The organism is Curvibacter sp. CHRR-16 (assembly GCF_018474005.1).
In the GTDB taxonomy this organism is placed as follows: domain Bacteria; phylum Pseudomonadota; class Gammaproteobacteria; order Burkholderiales; family Burkholderiaceae_C; genus Allorhodoferax.
Genome location: NZ_JAHCSH010000002.1, coordinates 138,623 through 158,535, shown reverse-complemented (window position 1 = coordinate 158,535; position 19,913 = coordinate 138,623). Strand labels below are relative to the sequence as shown.

The following is a 19,913-nucleotide window of genomic DNA, read 5'->3' as shown; positions in this document are numbered from 1 at the left end:
CGAAATAGACGGTAAAAGTCGGTCTTTTTCCCCTCAAGTTCTGTGAGCTGATTTGAATAATCGGCTGCATGGATACGAATACCGTTGCCACCATTCCCACCACCCCCAATTTGCTGCAACGCTTTGCAGAATTGGAGCGCCCCAAGCGCATGCGCTTGGCGGTCGGGGTAGTGCTGTTCGTTGTCATCGTCATCGTCGGCGTCATCATGGGACGCCAGACGGAGTGGCGCACGCTGTATGCCAGCCTGTCTGATAAAGATGGTGGTGCTGTCATAGCCCAGTTGTCGGCCATGAACGTGCCCTACAAGTACAGTGAGGGTGGCGGTGCCATCTTGGTTCCTGCCGACAAAGTGCACGAAGTACGCCTCAAGCTCGCCTCCCAAGGTTTGCCCAAGGGATCGGTGTCTGGCTTTGAAATGTTGGAATCCAATCGCTTTGGCATGACGCAGTTCCAAGAGCGGTTGACATTTCAGCGTGGTTTGGAAGGGGAGCTGACGCGCTCAATTCAGTCCATGGCGGCGGTAGAGAGTGCCCGCGTGCACTTGGCTATTCCCAATCAGAATGGTTTTTTTCGTGAGCAGCAAAAACCATCGGCTTCGGTGCTGATTGGCCTCAAACGTGGCTATTTCCTAGACCGCAACCAGATTGCCGGCATCATCCATTTGGTGTCTTCCAGCGTACCTGAGCTCTCGCCCGATGCCGTGAGCGTGCTCGATGACAGCGGCAAGTTGCTGTCTCAAAAGCCCGATGCCAGTGGTGTGGATGAAGAGCGATTGCAGTATGTGCAGCAGGTAGAACAGCTGTACAACAAACGCATCTTGGACATCTTGGAGCCTGTTTTGGGCAAGGAAAATGTGCGTGCCCAAGTGACAGCGGATTTGGATTTCTCCCAAACCGAATCGACCACCGAGTCGCACAACCCCAACCAAACGCCTGATACGGCTGCCGTACGCAGCCAGCAGATTGTGGAAAGTGGCAGCGGTGCGCAACCCACGCCACCGACGGGTATTCCGGGTGCTACCACCAACCAACCACCTGCTCAGAGTGCAGCCCCCATCAATGGACAGGCCCAAACTCTAGCAGCAACGGGGCAAGCTGCCGGGGGTGCGAATTCCACCAGCAAGAAAGAAAGCATCACCAACTACGAGGTGGACAAAACTGTCAAGGTGGTGCGCGGTGCATCGGGTGTCATCAAACGCATTACCGCAGCCGTGGTAGTGAATCACCAACCGGTGACCAATGCCGAAGGCAAAACGACCAATGAGCCGCTGAGCGATGCCCAGCTGGAAAAACTGACGACCTTGGTTCGTGAGGCTGTGGGCTATAGCCAAGACCGTGGGGACTCGGTCAACGTTATCAATGCAGCGTTTGCCCCTGAAAAACCTGTGGAAGCTCTGCCAATGTGGCAAAAGCCCGAGATGCTTGAGTTGGCCAAAAACTCGGCTTGGCCACTGGGTACCTTGGCCTTGGCTGCACTGGTGCTCTTTGGGGTGGTGCGACCTGTGATGAAAGCCATGTTCAAGCCGGTAGAAACCACCTCATCTGCCGAGTTGGCCGAGGTCTTGCAAGGTGGTCAGTTGGATGCGCTGGAGGCCGAACAACCGGATCGCCCAGCCCTGACCAACGGCGCTAGCTACGAGGAGATGAGCGCTGAAATGAGTGAGGCTGAGAAGCGCTTGAATGAGGCTCGCCAACTTACCCGCGATAACCCTGCGGCCGTGGCCAATATTGTCAAAGCCTGGATCAACGGAGAAGATGCGCCAGCAACTGCTTGACGCACAATGAACCATGGCCAATAACGAAGACGGAATCAAAGACGCTGCAATCCTCATGATGTCCTTGGGGGAAGCCGAGGCATCGGAGGTATTCAAGCACCTGTCACCCAAAGAGGTGCAGCGCTTGGGTGAGGCAATTGCTAAAACCACCAACCTGTCCAAAGAGCGGGTCGATGAGGTGATTTCCAAGTTCACCGCTGTGGCGGCATCGCAAAGCTTGCTGGTGTCCAACTCCAGCGAATACGTGCGTTCGGTGCTCAAGCTGGCCTTGGGGGATGACAAGGCGGCCTTGCTGATTGACCGGATTTTGCAAGGCGGCGATGTTTCCGGCATTGAGAGCTTGAAATGGATGGATCCGCTCTCGGTGGCTGAATTGCTGCGCAATGAACACCCGCAGATCGTGGCGGCAATTTTGGTGCACTTGGAATATGACCAAGTGGCCGACATCTTGAAGCAACTGAGCGAGCGCCAGCGCAACGAGGTGATGCTGCGTATTGCCACCATGGAAGGTATCCAGCCCACTGCCTTGAAGGACTTGAACGAGGTGCTGTTCAATGTGCTGGCTGGTGGCGACAAGATTCGCAAGTCGTCCTTGGGCGGTGTCAAAACCGCAGCCGAAATCATCAACATGATGGGGACAGTCATCGAGGGTACGGTGGTTGAGTCCATCCGCAGCCACGATGCCGATTTGGCGCAAAAAATCATGGACAAGATGTTTGTCTTTGATGATCTCATCAAACTCGATGACAAAGCCATCCAGACCGTGCTCAAGGAAGTATCGAGCGATCAGTTGGTGGTGGCTCTCAAGGGCGCACAGCCCGATCTCAAAGAAAAAATCCTGGCCAACATGTCTTCGCGTGCAGCCGAGAGTCTGCGCGAAGACCTCGAATCGCGTGGGCCCATGCGCTTGTCCGAAGTGGAGGCGCAGCAAAAAGACATTCTCAAAACCGTGCGCCGTTTGGCTGACGAAGGACAAATTGTGATTGCAACTGGAGGTGGCGACGACGCCATGATCTGATGAGCAAGAGTGCATCTGCTTTCATTCCCCAAGTGGCTGGTAGCCAAGTCTCACCGTGGACTTTTGAAGAAGTAGACCAGCGGGCGGCGCGTTTTGCCGCCAAACTCAAAGCACAGGAAGAGGCAGAAAGCCAAGAGCGCGATCAGCAAGCGCACCAACTGGGCTATGCACAAGGCTACGCCGAAGGTTTTGCTGCAGGCCAAGCCAAAGGCGAGGCCGAAGCCACCGAGCGTACCCAAGCGGCTGCCGATGCCATGCTGGCCCAATTCCAGGCCCATACAGCCCAAGAGGCTGCACAGGCGATTGCCCAAGTGGTGCAGGGCATAAGCAGCCAACACGCAGCAGTCGAAAAGCTGCTGGCAGACCAAGTGCTGCAACTGGTGTGCGCCTTGGCCAAGCAGGTTGTTCGCCAAGAGCTTACCCTCACCCCCGATGCGGTGCTGCCTGTGGTCAAAGAGGCATTGGACATGCTCACCACCGATACCAAGCTGGCGCAAGTCAAACTGCACCCAGAGGACTTGGCGCTGGTGGCCGACGATTTGCGTGCCCATTACCCGGCACTAGACATGCGTTTTGTGGCGGATGTCAGTTTGGATCGCGGTGGCTGCGTGGTGCAAGCGGCGGGTATGGTGATTGATGCATCGGTTTCGCGCCGTTGGCAAAAGGCGGTGGCTGCATGGGGCATTGGGCAGCAGTGGGACGAGGAGGTGGCGCATGACGAACACGATTGAGTCGACACCAGACACCGCAGCTTGGTCGCAATTTTTTCAACGCTTGCACCAGCAATTGCCGGCACAGCCAGAGCTAGAAGTCCGTGGCAGTTTGTCCAAGCTTACCGGCTTGGTGCTGGAGGCCACGGGCTTGCGCGTGCCCGTGGGGGCGCAATGTGAAATCACCTCGTTGCAGGGTGAACAGGTGTTGGCCGAGGTGGTGGGATTTGCAGGCGACAGGGCTTACCTCATGCCTGCGGGTGATGTGCAGGGCCTCTCTAGTGGCGCTGCCGTCAAGGTGGCACCCGCTTATGTGCCTCGTCCTCGACTGGGCGATGTGAGCCAAGAAGAAACCAGCCCAGCGGGCTTGCTGTGCTTGCCTTTGGGGGCGGGGTTGTTGGGTCGCGTGGTTGATCCACAAGGCATTCCCTTGGATCACCAAGGCCCACTGCAAGATGTGGGCGCCAAACCCTTGAATCGCAAACCCATCAACGCCATGGACAGAGCACCTGTGCGTGACGTGCTCGATACCGGGGTGCGCTCCATCAACGCCTTGCTGACCGTAGGGCGAGGCCAGCGTCTGGGGTTGTTTGCTGGCTCGGGCGTTGGTAAGAGCGTGTTGTTGGGCATGATGGCCCGCTACACCCAGGCCGATGTGATCGTGGTTGGGTTGATCGGCGAGCGGGGCCGCGAAGTGAAGGAGTTCATCGAGGACATCTTGGGTGAGGATGGTCGCCACCGCTCAGTAGTGGTGGCCGCACCTGCCGATGCGCCGCCTTTGCTGCGCATGCAAGGTGCCAACTACGCCACTGCCATTGCTGAGCATTTTCGCGACCAAGGTCTGCATGTCCTTTTGCTTATGGATTCGCTCACCCGCTATGCCATGGCTCAGCGCGAGATTGCGTTGGCTGTGGGCGAGCCTCCGGCTACCAAAGGCTATCCACCATCGTGTTTTGCCAAGTTGCCCCAACTGGTGGAGCGCAGTGGCAATGGTTTGCATGGGGTTGGGTCCATCACTGCGTTTTACACCGTTCTGTCCGAAGGCGATGACCAGCAAGACCCGATTGCCGATGCAGCCCGTGCCATTTTGGATGGCCATATCGTGCTATCGCGCCGTTTGGCGGAGTCGGGTCATTACCCGGCGATTGATATTGAGCAATCGGCTTCCCGCGTGATGCACAGCGTGGTGGAAAAAGACCACTGGGAGCTGGCGCGGCGTTTTCGCAGTCTGTACGCCCGCTACCAGCGCGGGCGCGATCTCATCCAGATCGGTGCTTATGCTGCGGGGAGTGATCCGCAGTTGGATGAGGCGATTGCCGTTTTTCCCGCACTAGAGCAATTCCTGCAACAAGACATGCACGAATGTGCGGATATGCCCCACGCTTTGCAGACCATGCAACAAGCGTTGTGGGTGAAGGCAGGAGGTTGAGATGGCTAACACCCCGCACCGCGCCCTGCAATTGGCGATTGAACAAGCCCAACGCCAACGCGATGCTTGCGCCAAAGCCTTGATGGCACGCCGTCAACAGACGGCAGCAGCCATGCAGCAGCTTGAGCAGTTGCAAAGCTACGCCGCCGAAATGGATGCGCGTTGGGCACGCCAAGGCATGGCTGGGGTGTCGGTGGATTGGGTAACGCACCAAAATCAATTCATGTCCCGCTTGCAGCAAGCCACCGGCATGCAAGAGGGGGTGGTAGCACAAATGCGGCGTCATGAAGATACTGCACGGCAAACCTTGGTGCAGGCTGAGCAGCGCCTGACGGTTTTGCAAAAAGTTTGGCAACAACGTCAGCTACAAGCGCAGCAGCAGCAAGCTCGTTACGAACAAAAAGCCATGGATGAAATGGCGATGCAACTGAGCATGCGCCGTTTGGCACTCAATGGAGAACACGTATGAGCACGATGAGCCCTGTACCACCTGCCCCACAACACGCCTCCAATCGTCCGGCTGCTGACAAAAAGAGCGCGCCAGAGAAAAAAGCCAGCACGGAGACGGCCAATAGCGGCAACGCCGACACATCGGGTGCTGCTGGCAATGCTGCTGCACTGGATTTTTTGGCTTTGCTGTCAATGGCCGATGCGGCTTTACCAGTGGATGATTCTGCGGCAGTGGTGGCTGACGATAGCACTGCGCTGCTTGCACAAGATGCAACAACGGCTCCTGTAGCAAGCTTAGACCCCAGCGCCTGGGCTGCTATGGCTGCAGTTACCCCGCGTGCTGCGGACGGCATTCCCAATGCCAGCACCAGCGCCGCCTCTGCAGGTGGTACCTCAACCTTAAGTTTGGGCAAGGATGCTGGTGCCGATGTATTGGGCGGCTCCAAGGCTGCTGCGAGCAAAGCCAAAAAAGCCAATGAAGCATTGCTGGCGGGTGCGGTCGCTGTGGCGGGTGTGGCGGATGCCCTGCAGCGCAAAGAGGATGCTCTCTGGATGCAAGAGCGAAAACAAGCAGGAGTTCATCCTCTGCCAGAGATGGTTCCCATGCAAGTCACCCAAACGGTGGTGGCAGAGGCTACTTTGTTGCACAAACCCTTGTCGCGAGACCCCGAGTGGGTCAAGAAGCAAGATGCGGCAAGTCCTATGCCAGACGCTGGGATGGTCGGCCAAGATGCACACAATGGCGGCATCATGGGGGTTGATGGGATAGTGGCTACAGGAGCCGTACTCGAATTGGATCGTTACCAGCAAGAGGATGTGGTTTTTTGGGGTAACGGGGATGTACAAAATGCCGACGTTACCGTCATGGGAATGGATGGCGATCCTTTGGGGATCACTGTATCTATGCAGGGAAATGAAGCCCAAGTGGCTTTCCGCACCGATGTGCCGGAGGTGCGCTCAGCTTTGGAGGCCTCGAACCACCAATTGCGCGAAACACTCAATGCCCATGGAATGGGGTTGGCGGGGGTCTCTGTGGGGCAGTTTGGGCAATCAGGTGCTGGTGGGGACGGGCCTTCGGATGGCCGTTCACGATCATCCGATTCAGGGCGCAAGGCGCAAGTGGCGGCGCTCAGTCCTCAAGCCGGTTTGTCCACACGCAGCCCAACGCCACGCACGGGTAGTGGTTTGGATCTGTATGTTTAATCAGCAATGGCACAAACTCGCCGTGTGCAATGGTCTTATTTATCGTTTGCACGGGACTAAGTTGTCCAATAATTGCAAACTGTATTAGTCAAAGGAGTCCAAGTGTCAGCCAAGCCTGAAAAAGAAGAAGCCGCTGCCGCGGATGGAGCGCCTCCTAAGAGTAAGAAGCTGCTGATCATCATTTTGGTGGCGGTATTGGTGCTGTTGCTGCTAGCCGGAGGGGCTGCGTTTTTTCTCTTGAAAAAGCACTCCAGCAGTGCCGAAGAAGAGGAAACGTCTGCTGCAACGCATGCCGAGCCTGCCAAAGTACCAGTCAAAGTCGATCCCAAAGCTGTGCCAGCCTATTTGCCATTGGATCCTATGGTGGTCAATTTGGCCGATGAAGGTGGTGAGCGTGTGGCCCAGATCGGGGTGACTTTGGAGTTGGAAGACGCCCACATGATCGATACCGTGAAGGCGTATTTGCCTGCAATTCGCAGCAGTATCTTGATGCTGATTTCGCAACGTACGGCCGATGAATTGCTCAAAGCTGAAGGCAAGCAAAAACTGGCAGACGATATCGTGGAGGCTGCTGCTGAGCCTTTTGGTGGTGGTCATGGCAATGAGACCACTTCCAAAAAGAAGAAAGTACAAGTCCAGTACCCCGTGGTGGGCGTGCTGTTTTCGAGTTTCATAGTTCAGTAATGAGGTGAACCATGAGTGAGTCGTTTCTTTCTCAGGAAGAGGTGGATGCGCTCCTCGAGGGCGTAACGGGCGAGAGTCAGAAAACCGTTGAAGAAGCCCCGGAGAACGGGGAGGTTCGTGCCTACAACATCTCTAGCCAAGAGCGCATCGTGCGTGGGCGTATGCCCACGATGGAAATCGTCAACGAGCGCTTTGCCCGCAACATGCGGGTGGGTTTGTTTAACTTCATTCGTCGCAGCCCGGAAATTTCGGTCGGTCCTGTCGCGGTGCAACGCTATAGCGCTTTTTTGCGTGAGTTGGCGGTGCCCACCAACTTCAACATCGTGGCCATTCGTCCTTTGCGGGGCAGTGGGCTGATCGTGTGTGAACCGTCTTTGGTATTTGGTGTGATTGACACCTTGTACGGTGGTATTGGCAAATTCCAAACCCGTATCGAAGGGCGTGACTTCTCGGCCACAGAGCAGCGTGTGATCAATCGTTTGGTCGATGTCATTACCGAGGAATACAAAAAAGCGTGGAAGGGTATTTACCCGCTGGAGTTGGAATACCAACGCTCGGAAATGCAGCCCCAGTTTGCCAACATCGCCACGCCCAGTGAGATTGTGATTGCAACATCGTTCCAGTTGGAAATTGGCGATATTTCGGGAACTATCCATTTCTGTTTTCCGTACTCCACGCTAGAGCCTATCCGTGATGTGCTGTATTCCTCGACACAGGGCGACTCGATTGAAGTGGACCGTCGGTGGGTGAATGTACTGACACGGGAAATCCAAGCGGCGGAGGTGACATTGGTGGCAGAACTGGCAACAGCCCGTGCCACGGTAGAGGATTTATTGGCGTTGAAACCAGGTGACTTTATTGAGCTCAATCGGCAGCCTCGCATAGAGGCCACGGTGGATGGTGTGCCGATTTTTGAGTGCCAGTACGGTACCCATAATTCCAAATACGCCATCCGTATTGAGAAGTTGCTACGTGGAAATGATTTGAACTGGATAGGTGAACGCAATGGCTGAAGAACAAACCGATGACGTATTGCCTGCCGATGACGGTATGGCGGATTGGGCGGAAGCCCTGATGGAGCAAAAAACCGCCGAGGCTGCTCCTGAGCCCAGCGGTGGTCCGTTATCGGGCGGCGACGCTCCCAAACCTTTCTCTGCCCATACGCCAGGTGGTGAAGCGCATGCCAATGACATCAGTATGGTGCTCGATATTCCAGTCCAGCTATCGGTGGAATTGGGGCGCACTAAAGTACCTATCAAGCACATTCTCCAACTCGGGCAAGGCTCTGTGGTGGAGTTGGATGCCCTTGCGGGTGAACCCATGGATGTGCTAGTGAATGGCTATTTGATCGCCCAAGGTGAGGTGGTGGTGGTTAATGACAAGTTCGGTATTCGATTGACCGATGTGGTGACTCCGTCCGAGCGCCTGCGTCGTATCAGCAAGGGTGGATGATGAGCAGTTCTTTGCTCTGGATGGTTGGGTTTGTCACGGTGCTGGCATGTGTGCCGTGGCTGCTCAAGTTGTGGAAGCAGCGTTTTGTGCCTCAGGATGCCGCTGTTGGCGCCTCCAAATTCATTTCTGCAGTGGCAGTGGGGCCGCAACAGCGCATCGTCACGGTGGAGGTGGGGCCTGCCCATGCGCGCCAATGGCTCACGGTGGGTGTGACCCCGCAGTCCATCGCTTTGTTAAGCTCTATCCCTGTGTCCACTCAGACTGATCATGGGACGTAGCTTGACCGTATTGTTGAAAAAAATGGGGGCTTATAGCCGCACAGGCTCTCGCGCAGTGTTGCTGTCGTTGTTGCTATGCGGCATAGCTGGCGTGGCATGGGCACAAGCTCAGACAGGTGTGCCAAACCAAGGCCAATTGCCCTTGTTGGTGGGTTCGGGCAATGGCGGACTGAATTTCTCAGTCCCTATTCAGACACTGCTGTTTTTCACAGCACTGTCTTTCATTCCTGCGGTGGTACTGATGATGACGAGCTTCACTCGCATCGTCATTGTGTTGTCTTTGCTGCGCCAAGCATTGGGAACCCAATCAGCTCCTCCTAACCAAGTTGTGATTGGTTTGTCTTTGTTCCTCACACTGTTTGTTATGGGGCCTACCTTGGACAAGGTGTACGAGGATGCCTATCTGCCATACAGCCAGGGTCAAATGCCATTTGAAGTGGCTATTCAAAAAGCCGAAGTACCTATGCGGGCTTTCATGATCAAACAAACTCGGCAGTCAGATTTCATGCTGTTTGCCCGTTTGGCCAAGTTGCCATCCGATGTGAAGTCCGACACTGCGCCTATGCGGGTGTTGGTGCCCGCTTTTGTGATCAGTGAGCTCAAGTCAGCTTTCCAAATTGGTTTCATGATCTTCATTCCCTTTTTGGTCATCGATATCGTGGTGGCCAGTGTGCTGATGTCTTTGGGGATGATGATGTTGTCACCCGTACTGGTGGCTTTGCCCATCAAGCTGATGTTGTTTGTACTGGCCGATGGGTGGAATCTATTGGTTGGCTCATTGGTCGCCAGTTTTGTGCAGTAGCGCTGCAGCAAGGAGTCGCCATGAATGCTCAGATGGTTTTGACACTGGGGCAGCAAGCCCTGTTGATGATGCTGATGATTTCCGCCCCTATCTTGGGTGTTGCCCTGTTGGTGGGATTGTTGGTGAGTTTGTTTCAAGCCGTGACCCAAATCCATGAAGCGACTTTGGCCTTCGTCCCCAAATTGATCGCTGTAGTGGCTGTATTTGCGATAGCCGGGCCATGGATGTTGACCATGCTGGTCGAGTACCTCAAGCGCATGATTGAGGCCATTCCCAGCATGCTGCTCTGATGGCCCTTTGGGGTATTGCGCGTGCCACCATTCACTTTTGATGAGGCGCAGATAGCGGCTTGGGTGGCGCCTATCTTCTGGCCTTTTTTGCGCATTTTGGCCGTTTTTACCTCGGCTCCGGTGTTGTCATCACGTTCTGTGCCCATAAGGGTGCGCATAGGCTTGTCCTTTTTGGTGGCTGTGGCCATTGCTCCTATTTTGCCCAGTGCCCCGGTATATGGCCTGAATGACCCCAGTGCAGTGGCGATTGCTACGCAGCAGGTGGTGGTGGGTTTGGCGATTGGGTTTGTGGTTCGATTGTTGTTTGGGGTGATGGAGCTGGCTGGGGAAATCATTGGATTCCAGATGGGACTCAATTTCGCAGCCTTCTTTGATCCGGCCATGAATAGCCAGTCCAGTGCTGTTGCACGCATGTTCACGCAACTCACCGCCTTGCTTTTTGTAGTGCTCAATGGCCATGTGCTAGTGCTAGGGGCTGTAGCCAATAGCTTTGCCTACATCCCTGTAGGAGTGGATTTTTTGCCCCGTCTGCAGGGGCTTGAAATCTACAAACTTGGGGCAGAGTTGTTTGCCTCGGCCTTTTGGATTGCACTGCCTGTGGTCGGGGTTCTGATGTTTACCAATATGGCCTTAGGCGTTATTTCTCGTGTAGCCCCTCAAATGAATATTTTTGCGATTGGTTTTCCTATTACCTTGGTGGTGGGAATGCTGGCTATCGCACTGGTGTTGCCTGACATGCTTGATCCCTTCAATATTTTGATGGGCAAGCTGGTGGCCATGTTTGGGGCTTAGTGTTGCTTCACACTAGCTGGTTCCGAATCGCGTACACGGCCAATTCTGCATTGCTGGAAAGATGCAGTTTTTCCAGCAGACGGGCGCGATAGACGCTGACTGTCTTGGGACTCAAAGCCAATTCATCGGCAATATCGGAGAGTTTTTTGCCTTGGGCGATAAGCAATAGCGTTTGCATTTCTCGATCGGACAGTGCATCGTGTGGGGCTTGTGGAACGGGGGAGGACAGCTGCGTCACCAGCAGTTCTGATAGCGCGGGCGTGAGGAATTTGCGACCTTGCGCCACGGTGCGCACGGCATCGATTAATTGAGCAGGATCATCTGCTTTGTTGAGATAGCCAAAGGCTCCCAGCTTGAGTGCTTTGATGGCGTATTGCTCTTCAGGGTACATGGAGACGATCAGCACTTTGACCTCTGGATAGCTTTCTCGGATGCTGCTCAGTGTCTCCAAGCCACTGCGCCCAGGTAAGTTGATGTCCAATACCACCACATGGCATGGGTGTTGGCGTAGTTGTTCTTTCAGTTCGCCGTAGTTGCCTGCCTCAGCCAGAACGCGCAAATCCACGGCTTCTGTCAAAGTGTCTCGAATGCCACGCCGGATCATTGCGTGGTCATCACAGATGATGACATCAATCATCCAAACCCTCCAAGTTATCGTTCGCCATACTCAATGGAATCGTCAAGGTCAAACAGGTTCCGCGACCGAGTGTGGAGTGAATGTCTAGCCATCCACCCACCGCTTGGGCGCGTTCTTGCAAGCCACGCAGGCCATATGAAGAGGGTTTGCTGCGCGCTTCGGGGCTGAAGCCTGGACCGTTATCCGAAATCTCAACGGTCAGTGCTCCACCACTGTTTTCTAGGTCAATTTGCACACTGGAGCCATAGGCATATTTGCTCACATTCGTCAGTGCTTCTTGCACAGTGCGGTAGACCGCGAGCATGACGTTTTCGGGCAGTGTGGCGAGTGATGGTGGTACACGCAAGTGAACAGGACTGCTATTGCGCTGCTCATGGCCACGTGCAAGCCACTCCACAGCGGTGGTTAGGCCATCGTCCAACACAGGGGGGCGTAGCTCTTGCATGATGCGTTGGCAGGCCAAGGTGGCGTTTTGCACCAGCAGACAGGCTGCATCCACATGCGCTTTGAATTGCGCATCATTCACGTGGCGCTGCAACCATGCAAGCTCTAATCGCGTCGCGGTCAGGGTGCCACCTATTTCGTCATGCAGGTCTCGAGCGAATGCTGTGCGCTCGTCTTCAGCAATTTTTTGTAAGTGCTGCACCAGTTCTGCAATTTGTTGTTGTGACTGCTGCAGCGCTGCATCTGTTTTTTTCTTTTCGGTTTGTAATTTTTGCCAAGCCAGCGTGCGTTCAATTACACGACCAATGGTGTGCAAATCATCTTTGTGAACGAAGTCGTGAATCCCTGTTCGCAGGGCTTGGGCTACGGCTGTTTCACCAATGGCGCCTGATAGCAAAATGAATGGGGCTGTACATGCCATTGATGTGGCTTCATTCCACACATCAATGGCATTGAAATCCCCCAGCCTGTAATCGACAACGACGACATCACAATGGTTTTTTTGTAAAGAGGTGCAGGCAGCATCTAATGTGCTGGCATGCATGACAATTGCATTGATTCCATAAGCGGCTAACGCACGCTTAAATAGAGCATGATCTAACGCAGAGTCTTCGATATGGAGGATGTTCACGAGCTTTATCGAACGATCTATAGGAGGATATTTGTCGCTATCATGTAGCAGCATAAAACATCTCGCTTCAAAGAGGATGCTCCATGTGGCGTTTATTCGATCGTCTGCTATCGTCGATAGCAATGATGGTGGTTCACAAGCTTACTTTGAGTTGGTATAAACGTACGCATTGAGGAGCGAACTAATGGATCCAACACAGACCAATTCTTCCCCGCCTGCGGTGCAATTGCCCGTAATGCTGGTGGCCGAGGTACAAGATTCACTGTTGGTGGTTGTGCATGACTTGGCTCGCTTGGATGGCTTGTTAGCGCACACCATGGAAAATTTGATGGAGCGCTTTACAACAGCCAGCTCTCGTTTGGCTGCTGCTTCCCAGTTGGCAGCGGATATAGAGGAAATTGAAAAGGCAAAAGAAATTTTGCGTGCTGCAGTCACGGAATTGCAGTTCCAAGATATGGCATCTCAGCTTATCGTTCATACTTCGAAAATATTGCAAGGTTGCGCCTACAGACTTGCCTCAGAAAGCATGGGGCGTGAAGATGGGGAAGCAGTTCCTTTTGTAGAACAGGTGCCGGAAAGACCAAATCCTGTTACACAAGATGAAATGGACGCAGGCTCAATTGAGCTTTTCTAACTAATTGATCTACAGATTATTCGGAGCAATCCATGCCAGTGATACTCGCAGTCGATGACTCTCCATCCATGAGAAAAATGGTTTCCTTTACCTTGACTGGCGCTGGCTATCAAGTTGTGGAAGCCGTCGATGGGCAGGATGCCTACGAGAAAGCTCTCGCACAGAAATTCGATTTGGTGTTGACGGACCAAAATATGCCGCGTTTGGATGGCTTGGGTTTGACACGCAAATTGCGAGAACATGAGCAATTCAAAACGATTCCCATCCTGATGCTGACTACCGAATCCAGTGATTTGATGAAGCAGGCAGGGCGCGCGGCAGGTGCAACAGGTTGGCTGGTAAAACCTTTTGATCCGGCGCGCTTGATTGATGTGATCAAGAAGGTGATTGGCTAACAAGCCTTCAGCCGCAAGTAATACGGAGAGTGACTATGGCAGATATGCACCAAGAAAGCGCCGGTGGAGATTTCGATCTCAGTCAGTTTTATCAAATCTTTTTTGAGGAAGCTGGAGAAAACCTTGATCAGATGGAGCACATGCTCTTGAATCTGAACTTGGAAACCGCCGATGACGAAGAGCTCAATGGCATTTTCCGTTGCGCTCACTCTATCAAGGGCGGTGCAGCGACCTTCGGGTTTGCTGATGTCGCAGAGTTGACGCACCATATGGAATCGCTGCTTGACAAGCTGCGGCGCCACGAGTTGCAAGCCAACGCTAGCATGGTCGATGTGTTGCTGGAGTCTGCAGACATATCTCGTAGTTTGCTAGCGCGCCACCAAGCTGGAGATGAAGGTGAAGCTCCAGCTACCGAAGACTTGGTTAAGCGCATCAGCGTGTTGGCCAGCGGTGGTGCTCTAGAGCCTTCTGCACCCAAAGCAGAAGCTAAAGTGGAAGCCAAGGTCGCAGCGCCGCAGGTGCAGGCAGCTCCTGTGGCACCTGTCGCAGTTGGTGGGGTGCGCACCATTCGCATCACCATTGGGCCCTTGGAAAAGCCGCAGCTAGCAGATGCAATTCAGGACTTGTTCCGTGACATACCTGGTCTTGGAACGATTGAGCCGTTAGAGTCATCGGCCACATCCCGCATTTTCCAGGCTAAAACAAGTTCTACCAACGACGATTTATTGGATCTGTTCGCCTTTCACGTGGCACGTGAAAAGGTGGCCATTGAGGATCTTGCTGCCTCGGTCGCAGCGCCAGTTACGGCTTCTCAAACTGCTGCTGCTGGGGAAGAGGCTGGTTATGGTTTCTTTGATGGATCCCCCGGTTTGCCTGGGGCGCCAGTGACCGCTGCGGCCTCCCCAGCTGTAGTACCTGCGGCCCCCGTAGCGGTGCCCGTTGCTACTGAAGTCGCAGTAGAGGTGAAGGCTCCACCAGTTGCAGCCAAAACTGCTGGTGTTAATGTGCCCCCAGCTGCGCAGCCGGAAGCCGCCACCATCCGCGTTGCAATCAGCAAGGTTGATCAGCTGATTAACTTGGTTGGTGAATTGGTTATTACCCAAGCGATGTTGGCTCAAAACAGCCGTGCTTTGGATCCTGCAGTGCACCAGCAACTCTTGGCGGGCTTGGCAGATTTGGATCGCAATACACGCGACTTGCAAGAGTCTGTAATGTCGATTCGCATGATCCCCATGTCTATCGTGTTCAGCCGCTTCCCCCGCATGCTGCGCGACTTGGCTGGCAAGTTGGGCAAAAAAGTGGACTTTGTGACACACGGTGAAGCGACCGAATTGGACAAAGGCTTGGTGGAAAAAATTACTGACCCATTGACCCATTTGGTACGCAATAGCTGTGACCATGGAATTGAATTGCCTGCAGACCGATTGACTGCAGGCAAAGCCGAAACTGGCACTATCACTCTGTCAGCCTCACACCAAGGTGGTTCCATCGTGATTGAGGTGCGCGACGATGGTCGTGGCCTTTCACGTAACAAAATTTTGAGCAAGGCTCGTGAACGTGGATTAGAAGTATCCGATCAGATGTCCGACCAAGAGGTTTGGCAACTCATCTTTGCACCAGGCTTTTCGACTGCAGATGTTGTGACTGATATTTCTGGCCGTGGAGTAGGCATGGATGTTGTCAAACGAAACATCACAGCCATGAATGGCACGGTAGAAATTGACTCTGCCGAGGGCTATGGCACCAAAGTTTCTGTGCGCTTGCCACTGACTTTGGCCATTATGGATGGTATGTCTGTGGGTGTAGGTGAAGAGGTTTACATCTTGCCCTTGTCCTCTGTGGTTGAATCCTTCCAAGTCAAGTCTGATGCCTTGTCTACTGTGGGCCAAGGTTCCCAGTTGGTCAAAGTGCGTGAAGAGTACATGCCAGTGATTGAATTGGAGAAAGTCTTCCAAATCCCTCGCTTTGATTTCGAGCGTTCAAGCGACATCATGGTGGTGGTTGAGGCAGAGGGCGGGCGAGTGGCTTTGCTAGTCGATGAGCTGTTGGGACAACAGCAAGTTGTAGTGAAGAACTTGGAAACCAACTACAAAAAAGTGCCCAACGTGTCGGGTGCCACCATCTTGGGTGATGGCAAGGTCGCGTTGATTTTGGATACCGGTGCTTTGGTTCGCCGCACACGTCACTAATTCAAGACGAGGAGTGCTTGATGGAAAAAGCAAATGAAACAGTAGCGAATGCAGGTGGTGTACGCGAGTACCTGACCTTCAAACTTGATCAAGAAGAGTACGGCATTGACATCCTGAAAGTACAGGAAATTCGAGGGTACGAACCACCAACCCGTGTCGCCAATGCCCCCGAATTCATCAAAGGCGTTGTTAACCTGCGTGGAACGATTGTTCCTATTGTTGACATGCGCCTGAAGTTCCATTGTCCCAAAGCAGAGTACAACACGTTCACCGTAGTGATCGTGCTCAATCTGCGCAGTCGCATCGTTGGCGTCGTAGTGGACTCTGTGAGCGATGTGATGGAAATTCCCACTGACGGACTCAAACCCGCTCCCGAAATTGACAGCGTGATTGACAGCTCTGTTGTCATGGGCCTGGGTTCTATTGGTGAGCGCATGCTGATTCTGCTCGATATCGAAAAATTGATGGATGACCCTGGCATGGGTCTCGTGACTCTGGGCGAGTAATGGGTTTTATCCATCTTTCGGAATCAGCCAATGCTTTCTGATACCGACTTGCAGGAGCATGAGTTCGCATGGACGGGGGCTGATTTCACCCATGTGCAGAAATTGATCTACCAGAAGGCTGGGATCAGTCTGCACGATGGCAAAAAAGCCATGGTCTACAGTCGCCTGTCTCGACGATTGCGAGAGACAGGCCATAAAAGCTTCAGTGCATACTTGGGTTGGTTGGAGTCTTCGGGTGGTGCTGAGTGGCAAGAGTTCATCAATGCACTGACTACCAACCTCACTTCCTTTTTCCGAGAAAACCACCACTTTGATGTGTTGCGTGACTACTTGCACACAGAGTCTTTCGACCGTGGTGTTTGCAAAATCTGGTGCAGCGCGGCTTCTACTGGTGAAGAGCCTTATTCGTTGGCCATGACAGCGACCGAAATGCTGGGGCGTGACCATTTCAAACTCACCGCCAGTGACATCGATTCCAAGGTTTTGGCCACTGCCAAAAATGGAATCTATAACTTTGATGCTCTCAAAACCGTGCCCGATGGCATGGCGAAAAAATACTTTTTGCGCGGCAAGGGAAGCAACTCGGGTTTGGTGCGTGCGAAGCCCGAGTTGCGTGACTCTATCGATTTCATGATTGTGAATTTGATAGAAGACAACTGGCCATTTCGTGAGGCATTTGATGTCGTTTTCTGCCGCAACGTGATGATTTACTTTGATGCGGAAACCCAGCGCAAGGTATTGGCCAAGATCCATCGAGTGATGAAGCCAGGTGGTTTGCTGTTCGTTGGGCATGCTGAGAACTTCAGCGATTCCCGCGACCTTTTCCATCTGAGAGGAAAAACCGTGTATTCCCGAGTTGGAGGCTAACGGCCTTTGACCGCTGTAACCCATAAAGGTGTTGTGTGAGCAATTCGAGAATTGACCAGCTCAAAGCCCAGCCGCGCAAGCCAGGGGAGGCTTCGTTTTTTTATTTCGACCACCACTTTCAGTACGATGCGGTCAAAGTGCTACCGGGTGAGTATTTCGTGGCCAATCAAGACATCGTGATCATGACGGTGCTGGGCTCTTGCATCGCAGCGTGCTTGTGGGACTCACGGGCCCGTGTCGGTGGTATGAATCACTTCATGCTGCCTGATGGTGATGGAGGTGGGCAGGGCAGTGGTCGTTTTGGCTCTTACGCCATGGAGTTGCTCATCAACGAAATGCTCAAAATGGGGGCCACCCGCGAGACTTTGCAGGCAAAGATTTTTGGTGGTGGTCAAGTGATGGCGGGCTTTACCACCATGAATGTGGGGGAGCGCAACACCAATTTTGTTTTGGACTATCTCGCTACGGAGCGTATCCCGATTGTTTCGCGTGATGTGATGGACATCCATCCGCGTAAAGTATGCTTCTTCCCTGTTTTGGGAAAAGCGCTGGTCAAACGGCTGGCACATGCACATCCAGAAAGCTTGGTTGTCGAAGAGCGACGCGGCAATGCCGCTGTAGTCGCTACCAAAACGGCAGGCGGTTCTGTGGATCTTTTTTAAATGACAAGTACAAAAATTACAGTCGTCGTAGTGGACGACTCTGCACTCATACGCGGTTTGTTGGCTGAAATCATCAACAAACAGCCTGATATGCAATGCATTGGCGCTGCCAACGATCCTTTGGTGGCACGCGAGATGATTCGCGAGCTCAATCCCGATGTGATTACCTTGGACGTGGAAATGCCCCGCATGGACGGGCTTGATTTCCTAGAGCGCTTGATGCGCCTGCGCCCCATGCCTGTGGTCATGATTTCCACCCTGACCCAACAAGGTGCCGATGTGACTATTCGAGCTTTGGAGTTGGGTGCGGTCGATTTCGTGGCCAAACCCCGCATTGGCGTGGCTGATGGGGTGCGCGAATTGGCTACCGACATAGTGGACAAAATCCGCATCGCAGCCAAAGCCCAACTGCGCCGCCATGTGGCCAAACCCGCAGCGCCTGGAGCCACCAAGCCCGCCGGAGGCGATAGCGCCATTGCCAGTGTGGGCCGTTTGTCCACCGAAAAGCTGGTTTTCATTGGCGCTTCTACCGGCGGTACCGAGGCGATCAAAGAAATCCTCACACGCCTGCCAGCGGATGCTCCTGGGGTCGTCATTACCCAGCACATGCCACCAGGCTTTACCTCCAGCTTTGCCGCACGCCTCAATAGCCTGTGTCAAATCACCGTGCAAGAGGCCGTTAACGGTGCGCGTATTCTGCCCGGTCACGCTTACATTGCCCCGGGTGGCAAACAATTCAGCGTGAACCGCAGCGGTGCCAACTACGTGTGCGTGGTGGAAGATGGCGAGTTGGTCAATCGCCATCGTCCTTCGGTAGAAGTGCTGTTCAAATCCGGTGCCAAAGTGGTGGGGCGCAATGCCTACGCCATCATGCTCACTGGCATGGGCAACGATGGTGCCAAGGCCATGAAAGAAATGCGCGATGCCGGCAGCTACAACTACTGCCAAGACGAGGCTTCGTGTGTCGTCTTCGGAATGCCACGCGAAGCCATTTTGGCAGGTGCGGCTGATGAGGTGCTGCCATTAACCGAAATCGCCCCTGCTTTGCTACAAAAGCTGCGCGCCGAATCGGGCGACCGCTACCGGGTCTGATGGCGTTTAGCCGCGGCGCTTGCGGTTGCGCATCTGGTCAGCTACCACGGCTACCACGATGATGGCGCCCTTGACCATCTCTTGGTAGTACGCATCAATGCGGATGAAGGTAAAGCCCGACATCATCACGCCCAGTATCAGCACCCCAATGACGGTGCCGGTAATGCGCCCCAAGCCCCCCGTGAGTGAGGTGCCGCCAATCACCACGGCGGCAATCGCATCAAGCTCGTACATCACGCCCATGCCCGACTGGCCCGAGATGGCGCGGGCCGCCGTGACCGTGCCAGCAATTCCGCTCAAAAAACCCGCGATGGCATAGACCCAAATCAGGTGCTTGCCCACGTTGATGCCCGACACCACCGCCGCCTGGCGGTTGGCCCCAATGGCGTAGGTGAATTTGCCAAAGCGCGTGTAGCGCAGCACGATGTGAAAGACCAAGGCCACGGTCAGGAAAATGTAGACCGGTGTGGCACCCGAGCCGATGGCGGCAAAGTCGTCCGTCAACATGGAAACGGGCATGCCTCCAGTGAACCACTTGGCAAAACCGCGCGCCGCCACCATGGTGCCCAGCGAGGCGATAAAGGCCGGAATCGCCGTGTACGCGATCAGCGCACCGTTGATTAGCCCCACCACCACGCCCACCACCGTGCCTGCCAGCACGGGCCAGACGATGGGTAAATCGGTCAGTTGCGGAAAGACAGCCCGCGGAAAGTCCGACACCTGCGCTAGGCTGGCCGATACCACCGCCGCAGCGGCCACCACCGAGCCCGATGACAGGTCGATACCGCCGGTGATGATGACGATGTTCACACCCACCGCGATGATGCCGATCACCGCCATCTGCAGCACGATGATTTGGATGCGTTCCCAGTTGAGCAAAAAGCTCTGGCCGTTCACGTACCAGCCTAGCGCCTCGAAAAACAGGCAAATGCCCACCAACACCATGAAGATGCTGGCCTCAGGCGGCAGCTTA

The 19,913-nt window shown here is 54.2% G+C and carries 23 protein-coding genes; 20 read left to right on the top strand and 3 right to left on the bottom strand.

Features of this window, described 5'->3' with window-relative positions:
• The first annotated feature begins 68 nt into the window (after positions 1-68).
• The 13 genes from fliF to fliR all read left to right on the top strand — a co-directional run bounded on the left by fliF (position 69) and on the right by fliR (position 10,883).
• The gene (gene fliF / locus KIK84_RS04245) at positions 69-1,775 is read left to right on the top strand and encodes a flagellar basal-body MS-ring/collar protein FliF (RefSeq protein ID WP_214121753.1); all 1,707 of its coding nucleotides are present in this window, start codon (positions 69-71) and stop codon (positions 1,773-1,775) included.
• 13 nt (positions 1,776-1,788) lie between these two features.
• The gene (gene fliG, locus KIK84_RS04240; RefSeq protein WP_214121752.1) at positions 1,789-2,793 is read left to right on the top strand and encodes a flagellar motor switch protein FliG; all 1,005 of its coding nucleotides are present in this window, start codon (positions 1,789-1,791) and stop codon (positions 2,791-2,793) included.
• Positions 2,793-3,524 carry a FliH/SctL family protein gene (locus KIK84_RS04235; protein ID WP_214121751.1) on the top strand — a complete coding sequence of 244 codons (732 nt, stop codon included), beginning with the start codon at positions 2,793-2,795 and terminating at the stop codon, positions 3,522-3,524. Before fliG ends, KIK84_RS04235 begins: the two co-directional genes overlap by 1 nt.
• Positions 3,508-4,932: a flagellar protein export ATPase FliI gene (fliI, locus tag KIK84_RS04230; protein ID WP_214121750.1), complete on the top strand. Its 1,425-nt coding sequence runs from the start codon at positions 3,508-3,510 to the stop codon at positions 4,930-4,932. The genes KIK84_RS04235 and fliI overlap by 17 nt, the downstream gene beginning before the upstream one ends.
• Position 4,933: 1 nt before the next feature.
• Positions 4,934-5,401, top strand: coding sequence for a flagellar export protein FliJ (gene fliJ, locus KIK84_RS04225; protein WP_214121749.1), 468 nt, complete (start codon positions 4,934-4,936; stop codon positions 5,399-5,401).
• Complete coding sequence (locus tag KIK84_RS04220; protein ID WP_214121748.1) at positions 5,398-6,585, top strand: flagellar hook-length control protein FliK; 1,188 nt, start codon at positions 5,398-5,400, stop codon at positions 6,583-6,585. The genes fliJ and KIK84_RS04220 overlap by 4 nt, the downstream gene beginning before the upstream one ends.
• Before the next feature lie 102 nt (positions 6,586-6,687).
• Entirely contained in the window at positions 6,688-7,269 is a 582-nt protein-coding gene (locus KIK84_RS04215) for a flagellar basal body-associated FliL family protein (protein WP_214121747.1), read from the top strand.
• Positions 7,270-7,280: 11 nt separating this feature from the next.
• The gene (gene fliM, locus KIK84_RS04210; protein ID WP_214121746.1) at positions 7,281-8,282 is read left to right on the top strand and encodes a flagellar motor switch protein FliM; all 1,002 of its coding nucleotides are present in this window, start codon (positions 7,281-7,283) and stop codon (positions 8,280-8,282) included.
• On the top strand, positions 8,275-8,721 hold the full coding sequence (gene fliN / locus KIK84_RS04205; protein ID WP_214121745.1) for a flagellar motor switch protein FliN: 447 nt from the start codon (positions 8,275-8,277) through the stop codon (positions 8,719-8,721). Before fliM ends, fliN begins: the two co-directional genes overlap by 8 nt.
• Positions 8,721-8,999 (top strand): FliO/MopB family protein, encoded by a 279-nt coding sequence (locus KIK84_RS04200; protein ID WP_250207754.1) that lies wholly within the window; start codon positions 8,721-8,723, stop codon positions 8,997-8,999. The genes fliN and KIK84_RS04200 overlap by 1 nt, the downstream gene beginning before the upstream one ends.
• A 22-nt stretch (positions 9,000-9,021) precedes the next feature.
• Positions 9,022-9,801: a flagellar type III secretion system pore protein FliP gene (fliP, locus tag KIK84_RS04195; RefSeq protein ID WP_214122301.1), complete on the top strand. Its 780-nt coding sequence runs from the start codon at positions 9,022-9,024 to the stop codon at positions 9,799-9,801.
• A gap of 20 nt (positions 9,802-9,821) precedes the next feature.
• Positions 9,822-10,091, top strand: a complete 270-nt coding sequence (gene fliQ / locus KIK84_RS04190; RefSeq protein WP_214121743.1) for a flagellar biosynthesis protein FliQ — start codon at positions 9,822-9,824, stop codon at positions 10,089-10,091.
• 21 nt (positions 10,092-10,112) lie between these two features.
• Positions 10,113-10,883, top strand: coding sequence for a flagellar biosynthetic protein FliR (gene fliR, locus KIK84_RS04185; protein ID WP_214121742.1), 771 nt, complete (start codon positions 10,113-10,115; stop codon positions 10,881-10,883).
• A gap of 7 nt (positions 10,884-10,890) precedes the next feature.
• On the opposite strand, the gene KIK84_RS04180 is transcribed toward fliR, so the two are convergent.
• Together KIK84_RS04180 and KIK84_RS04175 are read right to left on the bottom strand one after the other, a co-directional pair.
• Positions 10,891-11,520 (bottom strand): response regulator, encoded by a 630-nt coding sequence (locus KIK84_RS04180; RefSeq protein ID WP_214121741.1) that lies wholly within the window; start codon positions 11,518-11,520, stop codon positions 10,891-10,893.
• Positions 11,513-12,718: a hybrid sensor histidine kinase/response regulator gene (locus KIK84_RS04175; protein ID WP_214121740.1), complete on the bottom strand. Its 1,206-nt coding sequence runs from the start codon at positions 12,716-12,718 to the stop codon at positions 11,513-11,515. Before KIK84_RS04175 ends, KIK84_RS04180 begins: the two co-directional genes overlap by 8 nt.
• 61 nt (positions 12,719-12,779) lie before the next feature.
• Between KIK84_RS04175 and KIK84_RS04170 the strand changes: the two genes are divergently transcribed.
• The 7 genes from KIK84_RS04170 to KIK84_RS04140 are packed head-to-tail and all read left to right on the top strand — an operon-like array spanning position 12,780 to position 18,940.
• On the top strand, positions 12,780-13,229 hold the full coding sequence (locus KIK84_RS04170; protein ID WP_214121739.1) for a hypothetical protein: 450 nt from the start codon (positions 12,780-12,782) through the stop codon (positions 13,227-13,229).
• A gap of 32 nt (positions 13,230-13,261) precedes the next feature.
• The gene (locus tag KIK84_RS04165) at positions 13,262-13,624 is read left to right on the top strand and encodes a response regulator (protein WP_214121738.1); all 363 of its coding nucleotides are present in this window, start codon (positions 13,262-13,264) and stop codon (positions 13,622-13,624) included.
• A 35-nt stretch (positions 13,625-13,659) separates the two neighbouring features.
• Positions 13,660-15,813, top strand: coding sequence for a chemotaxis protein CheW (locus tag KIK84_RS04160; protein ID WP_214121737.1), 2,154 nt, complete (start codon positions 13,660-13,662; stop codon positions 15,811-15,813).
• Between the two features lie 20 nt (positions 15,814-15,833).
• On the top strand, positions 15,834-16,319 hold the full coding sequence (locus KIK84_RS04155; RefSeq protein WP_214121736.1) for a chemotaxis protein CheW: 486 nt from the start codon (positions 15,834-15,836) through the stop codon (positions 16,317-16,319).
• A gap of 30 nt (positions 16,320-16,349) precedes the next feature.
• A complete protein-coding gene (locus tag KIK84_RS04150; RefSeq protein ID WP_214121735.1) occupies positions 16,350-17,186 on the top strand; it encodes a CheR family methyltransferase in 837 nt (278 codons plus the stop codon).
• Between the two features lie 35 nt (positions 17,187-17,221).
• A complete protein-coding gene (cheD, locus tag KIK84_RS04145; RefSeq protein ID WP_349815899.1) occupies positions 17,222-17,848 on the top strand; it encodes a chemoreceptor glutamine deamidase CheD in 627 nt (208 codons plus the stop codon).
• Positions 17,849-18,940: a protein-glutamate methylesterase/protein-glutamine glutaminase gene (locus KIK84_RS04140; protein ID WP_214121734.1), complete on the top strand. Its 1,092-nt coding sequence runs from the start codon at positions 17,849-17,851 to the stop codon at positions 18,938-18,940. It abuts the gene before it with no gap.
• Positions 18,941-18,946: 6 nt separating this feature from the next.
• On the opposite strand, the gene KIK84_RS04135 is transcribed toward KIK84_RS04140, so the two are convergent.
• Positions 18,947-19,885, bottom strand: coding sequence for an ABC transporter permease (locus KIK84_RS04135; protein WP_250207797.1), 939 nt, complete (start codon positions 19,883-19,885; stop codon positions 18,947-18,949).
• Positions 19,886-19,913: the final 28 nt, after the last annotated feature.

Coding starts and splice junctions, on each gene's coding strand:
- fliF (WP_214121753.1), top strand. CDS start 69: ATGGATACGAATACCGTTGCCACCATTCCCACCACCCCCAATTTGCTG.
- fliG (WP_214121752.1), top strand. CDS start 1,789: ATGGCCAATAACGAAGACGGAATCAAAGACGCTGCAATCCTCATGATG.
- KIK84_RS04235 (WP_214121751.1), top strand. CDS start 2,793: ATGAGCAAGAGTGCATCTGCTTTCATTCCCCAAGTGGCTGGTAGCCAA.
- fliI (WP_214121750.1), top strand. CDS start 3,508: ATGACGAACACGATTGAGTCGACACCAGACACCGCAGCTTGGTCGCAA.
- fliJ (WP_214121749.1), top strand. CDS start 4,934: ATGGCTAACACCCCGCACCGCGCCCTGCAATTGGCGATTGAACAAGCC.
- KIK84_RS04220 (WP_214121748.1), top strand. CDS start 5,398: ATGAGCACGATGAGCCCTGTACCACCTGCCCCACAACACGCCTCCAAT.
- fliM (WP_214121746.1), top strand. CDS start 7,281: ATGAGTGAGTCGTTTCTTTCTCAGGAAGAGGTGGATGCGCTCCTCGAG.
- fliN (WP_214121745.1), top strand. CDS start 8,275: ATGGCTGAAGAACAAACCGATGACGTATTGCCTGCCGATGACGGTATG.
- KIK84_RS04200 (WP_250207754.1), top strand. CDS start 8,721: ATGAGCAGTTCTTTGCTCTGGATGGTTGGGTTTGTCACGGTGCTGGCA.
- fliP (WP_214122301.1), top strand. CDS start 9,022: ATGGGGGCTTATAGCCGCACAGGCTCTCGCGCAGTGTTGCTGTCGTTG.
- fliQ (WP_214121743.1), top strand. CDS start 9,822: ATGAATGCTCAGATGGTTTTGACACTGGGGCAGCAAGCCCTGTTGATG.
- KIK84_RS04180 (WP_214121741.1), bottom strand. CDS start 11,520: ATGATTGATGTCATCATCTGTGATGACCACGCAATGATCCGGCGTGGC.
- KIK84_RS04170 (WP_214121739.1), top strand. CDS start 12,780: ATGGATCCAACACAGACCAATTCTTCCCCGCCTGCGGTGCAATTGCCC.
- KIK84_RS04165 (WP_214121738.1), top strand. CDS start 13,262: ATGCCAGTGATACTCGCAGTCGATGACTCTCCATCCATGAGAAAAATG.
- KIK84_RS04160 (WP_214121737.1), top strand. CDS start 13,660: ATGGCAGATATGCACCAAGAAAGCGCCGGTGGAGATTTCGATCTCAGT.
- KIK84_RS04155 (WP_214121736.1), top strand. CDS start 15,834: ATGGAAAAAGCAAATGAAACAGTAGCGAATGCAGGTGGTGTACGCGAG.
- KIK84_RS04150 (WP_214121735.1), top strand. CDS start 16,350: ATGCTTTCTGATACCGACTTGCAGGAGCATGAGTTCGCATGGACGGGG.
- KIK84_RS04140 (WP_214121734.1), top strand. CDS start 17,849: ATGACAAGTACAAAAATTACAGTCGTCGTAGTGGACGACTCTGCACTC.
- KIK84_RS04135 (WP_250207797.1), bottom strand. CDS start 19,885: ATGGTGTTGGTGGGCATTTGCCTGTTTTTCGAGGCGCTAGGCTGGTAC.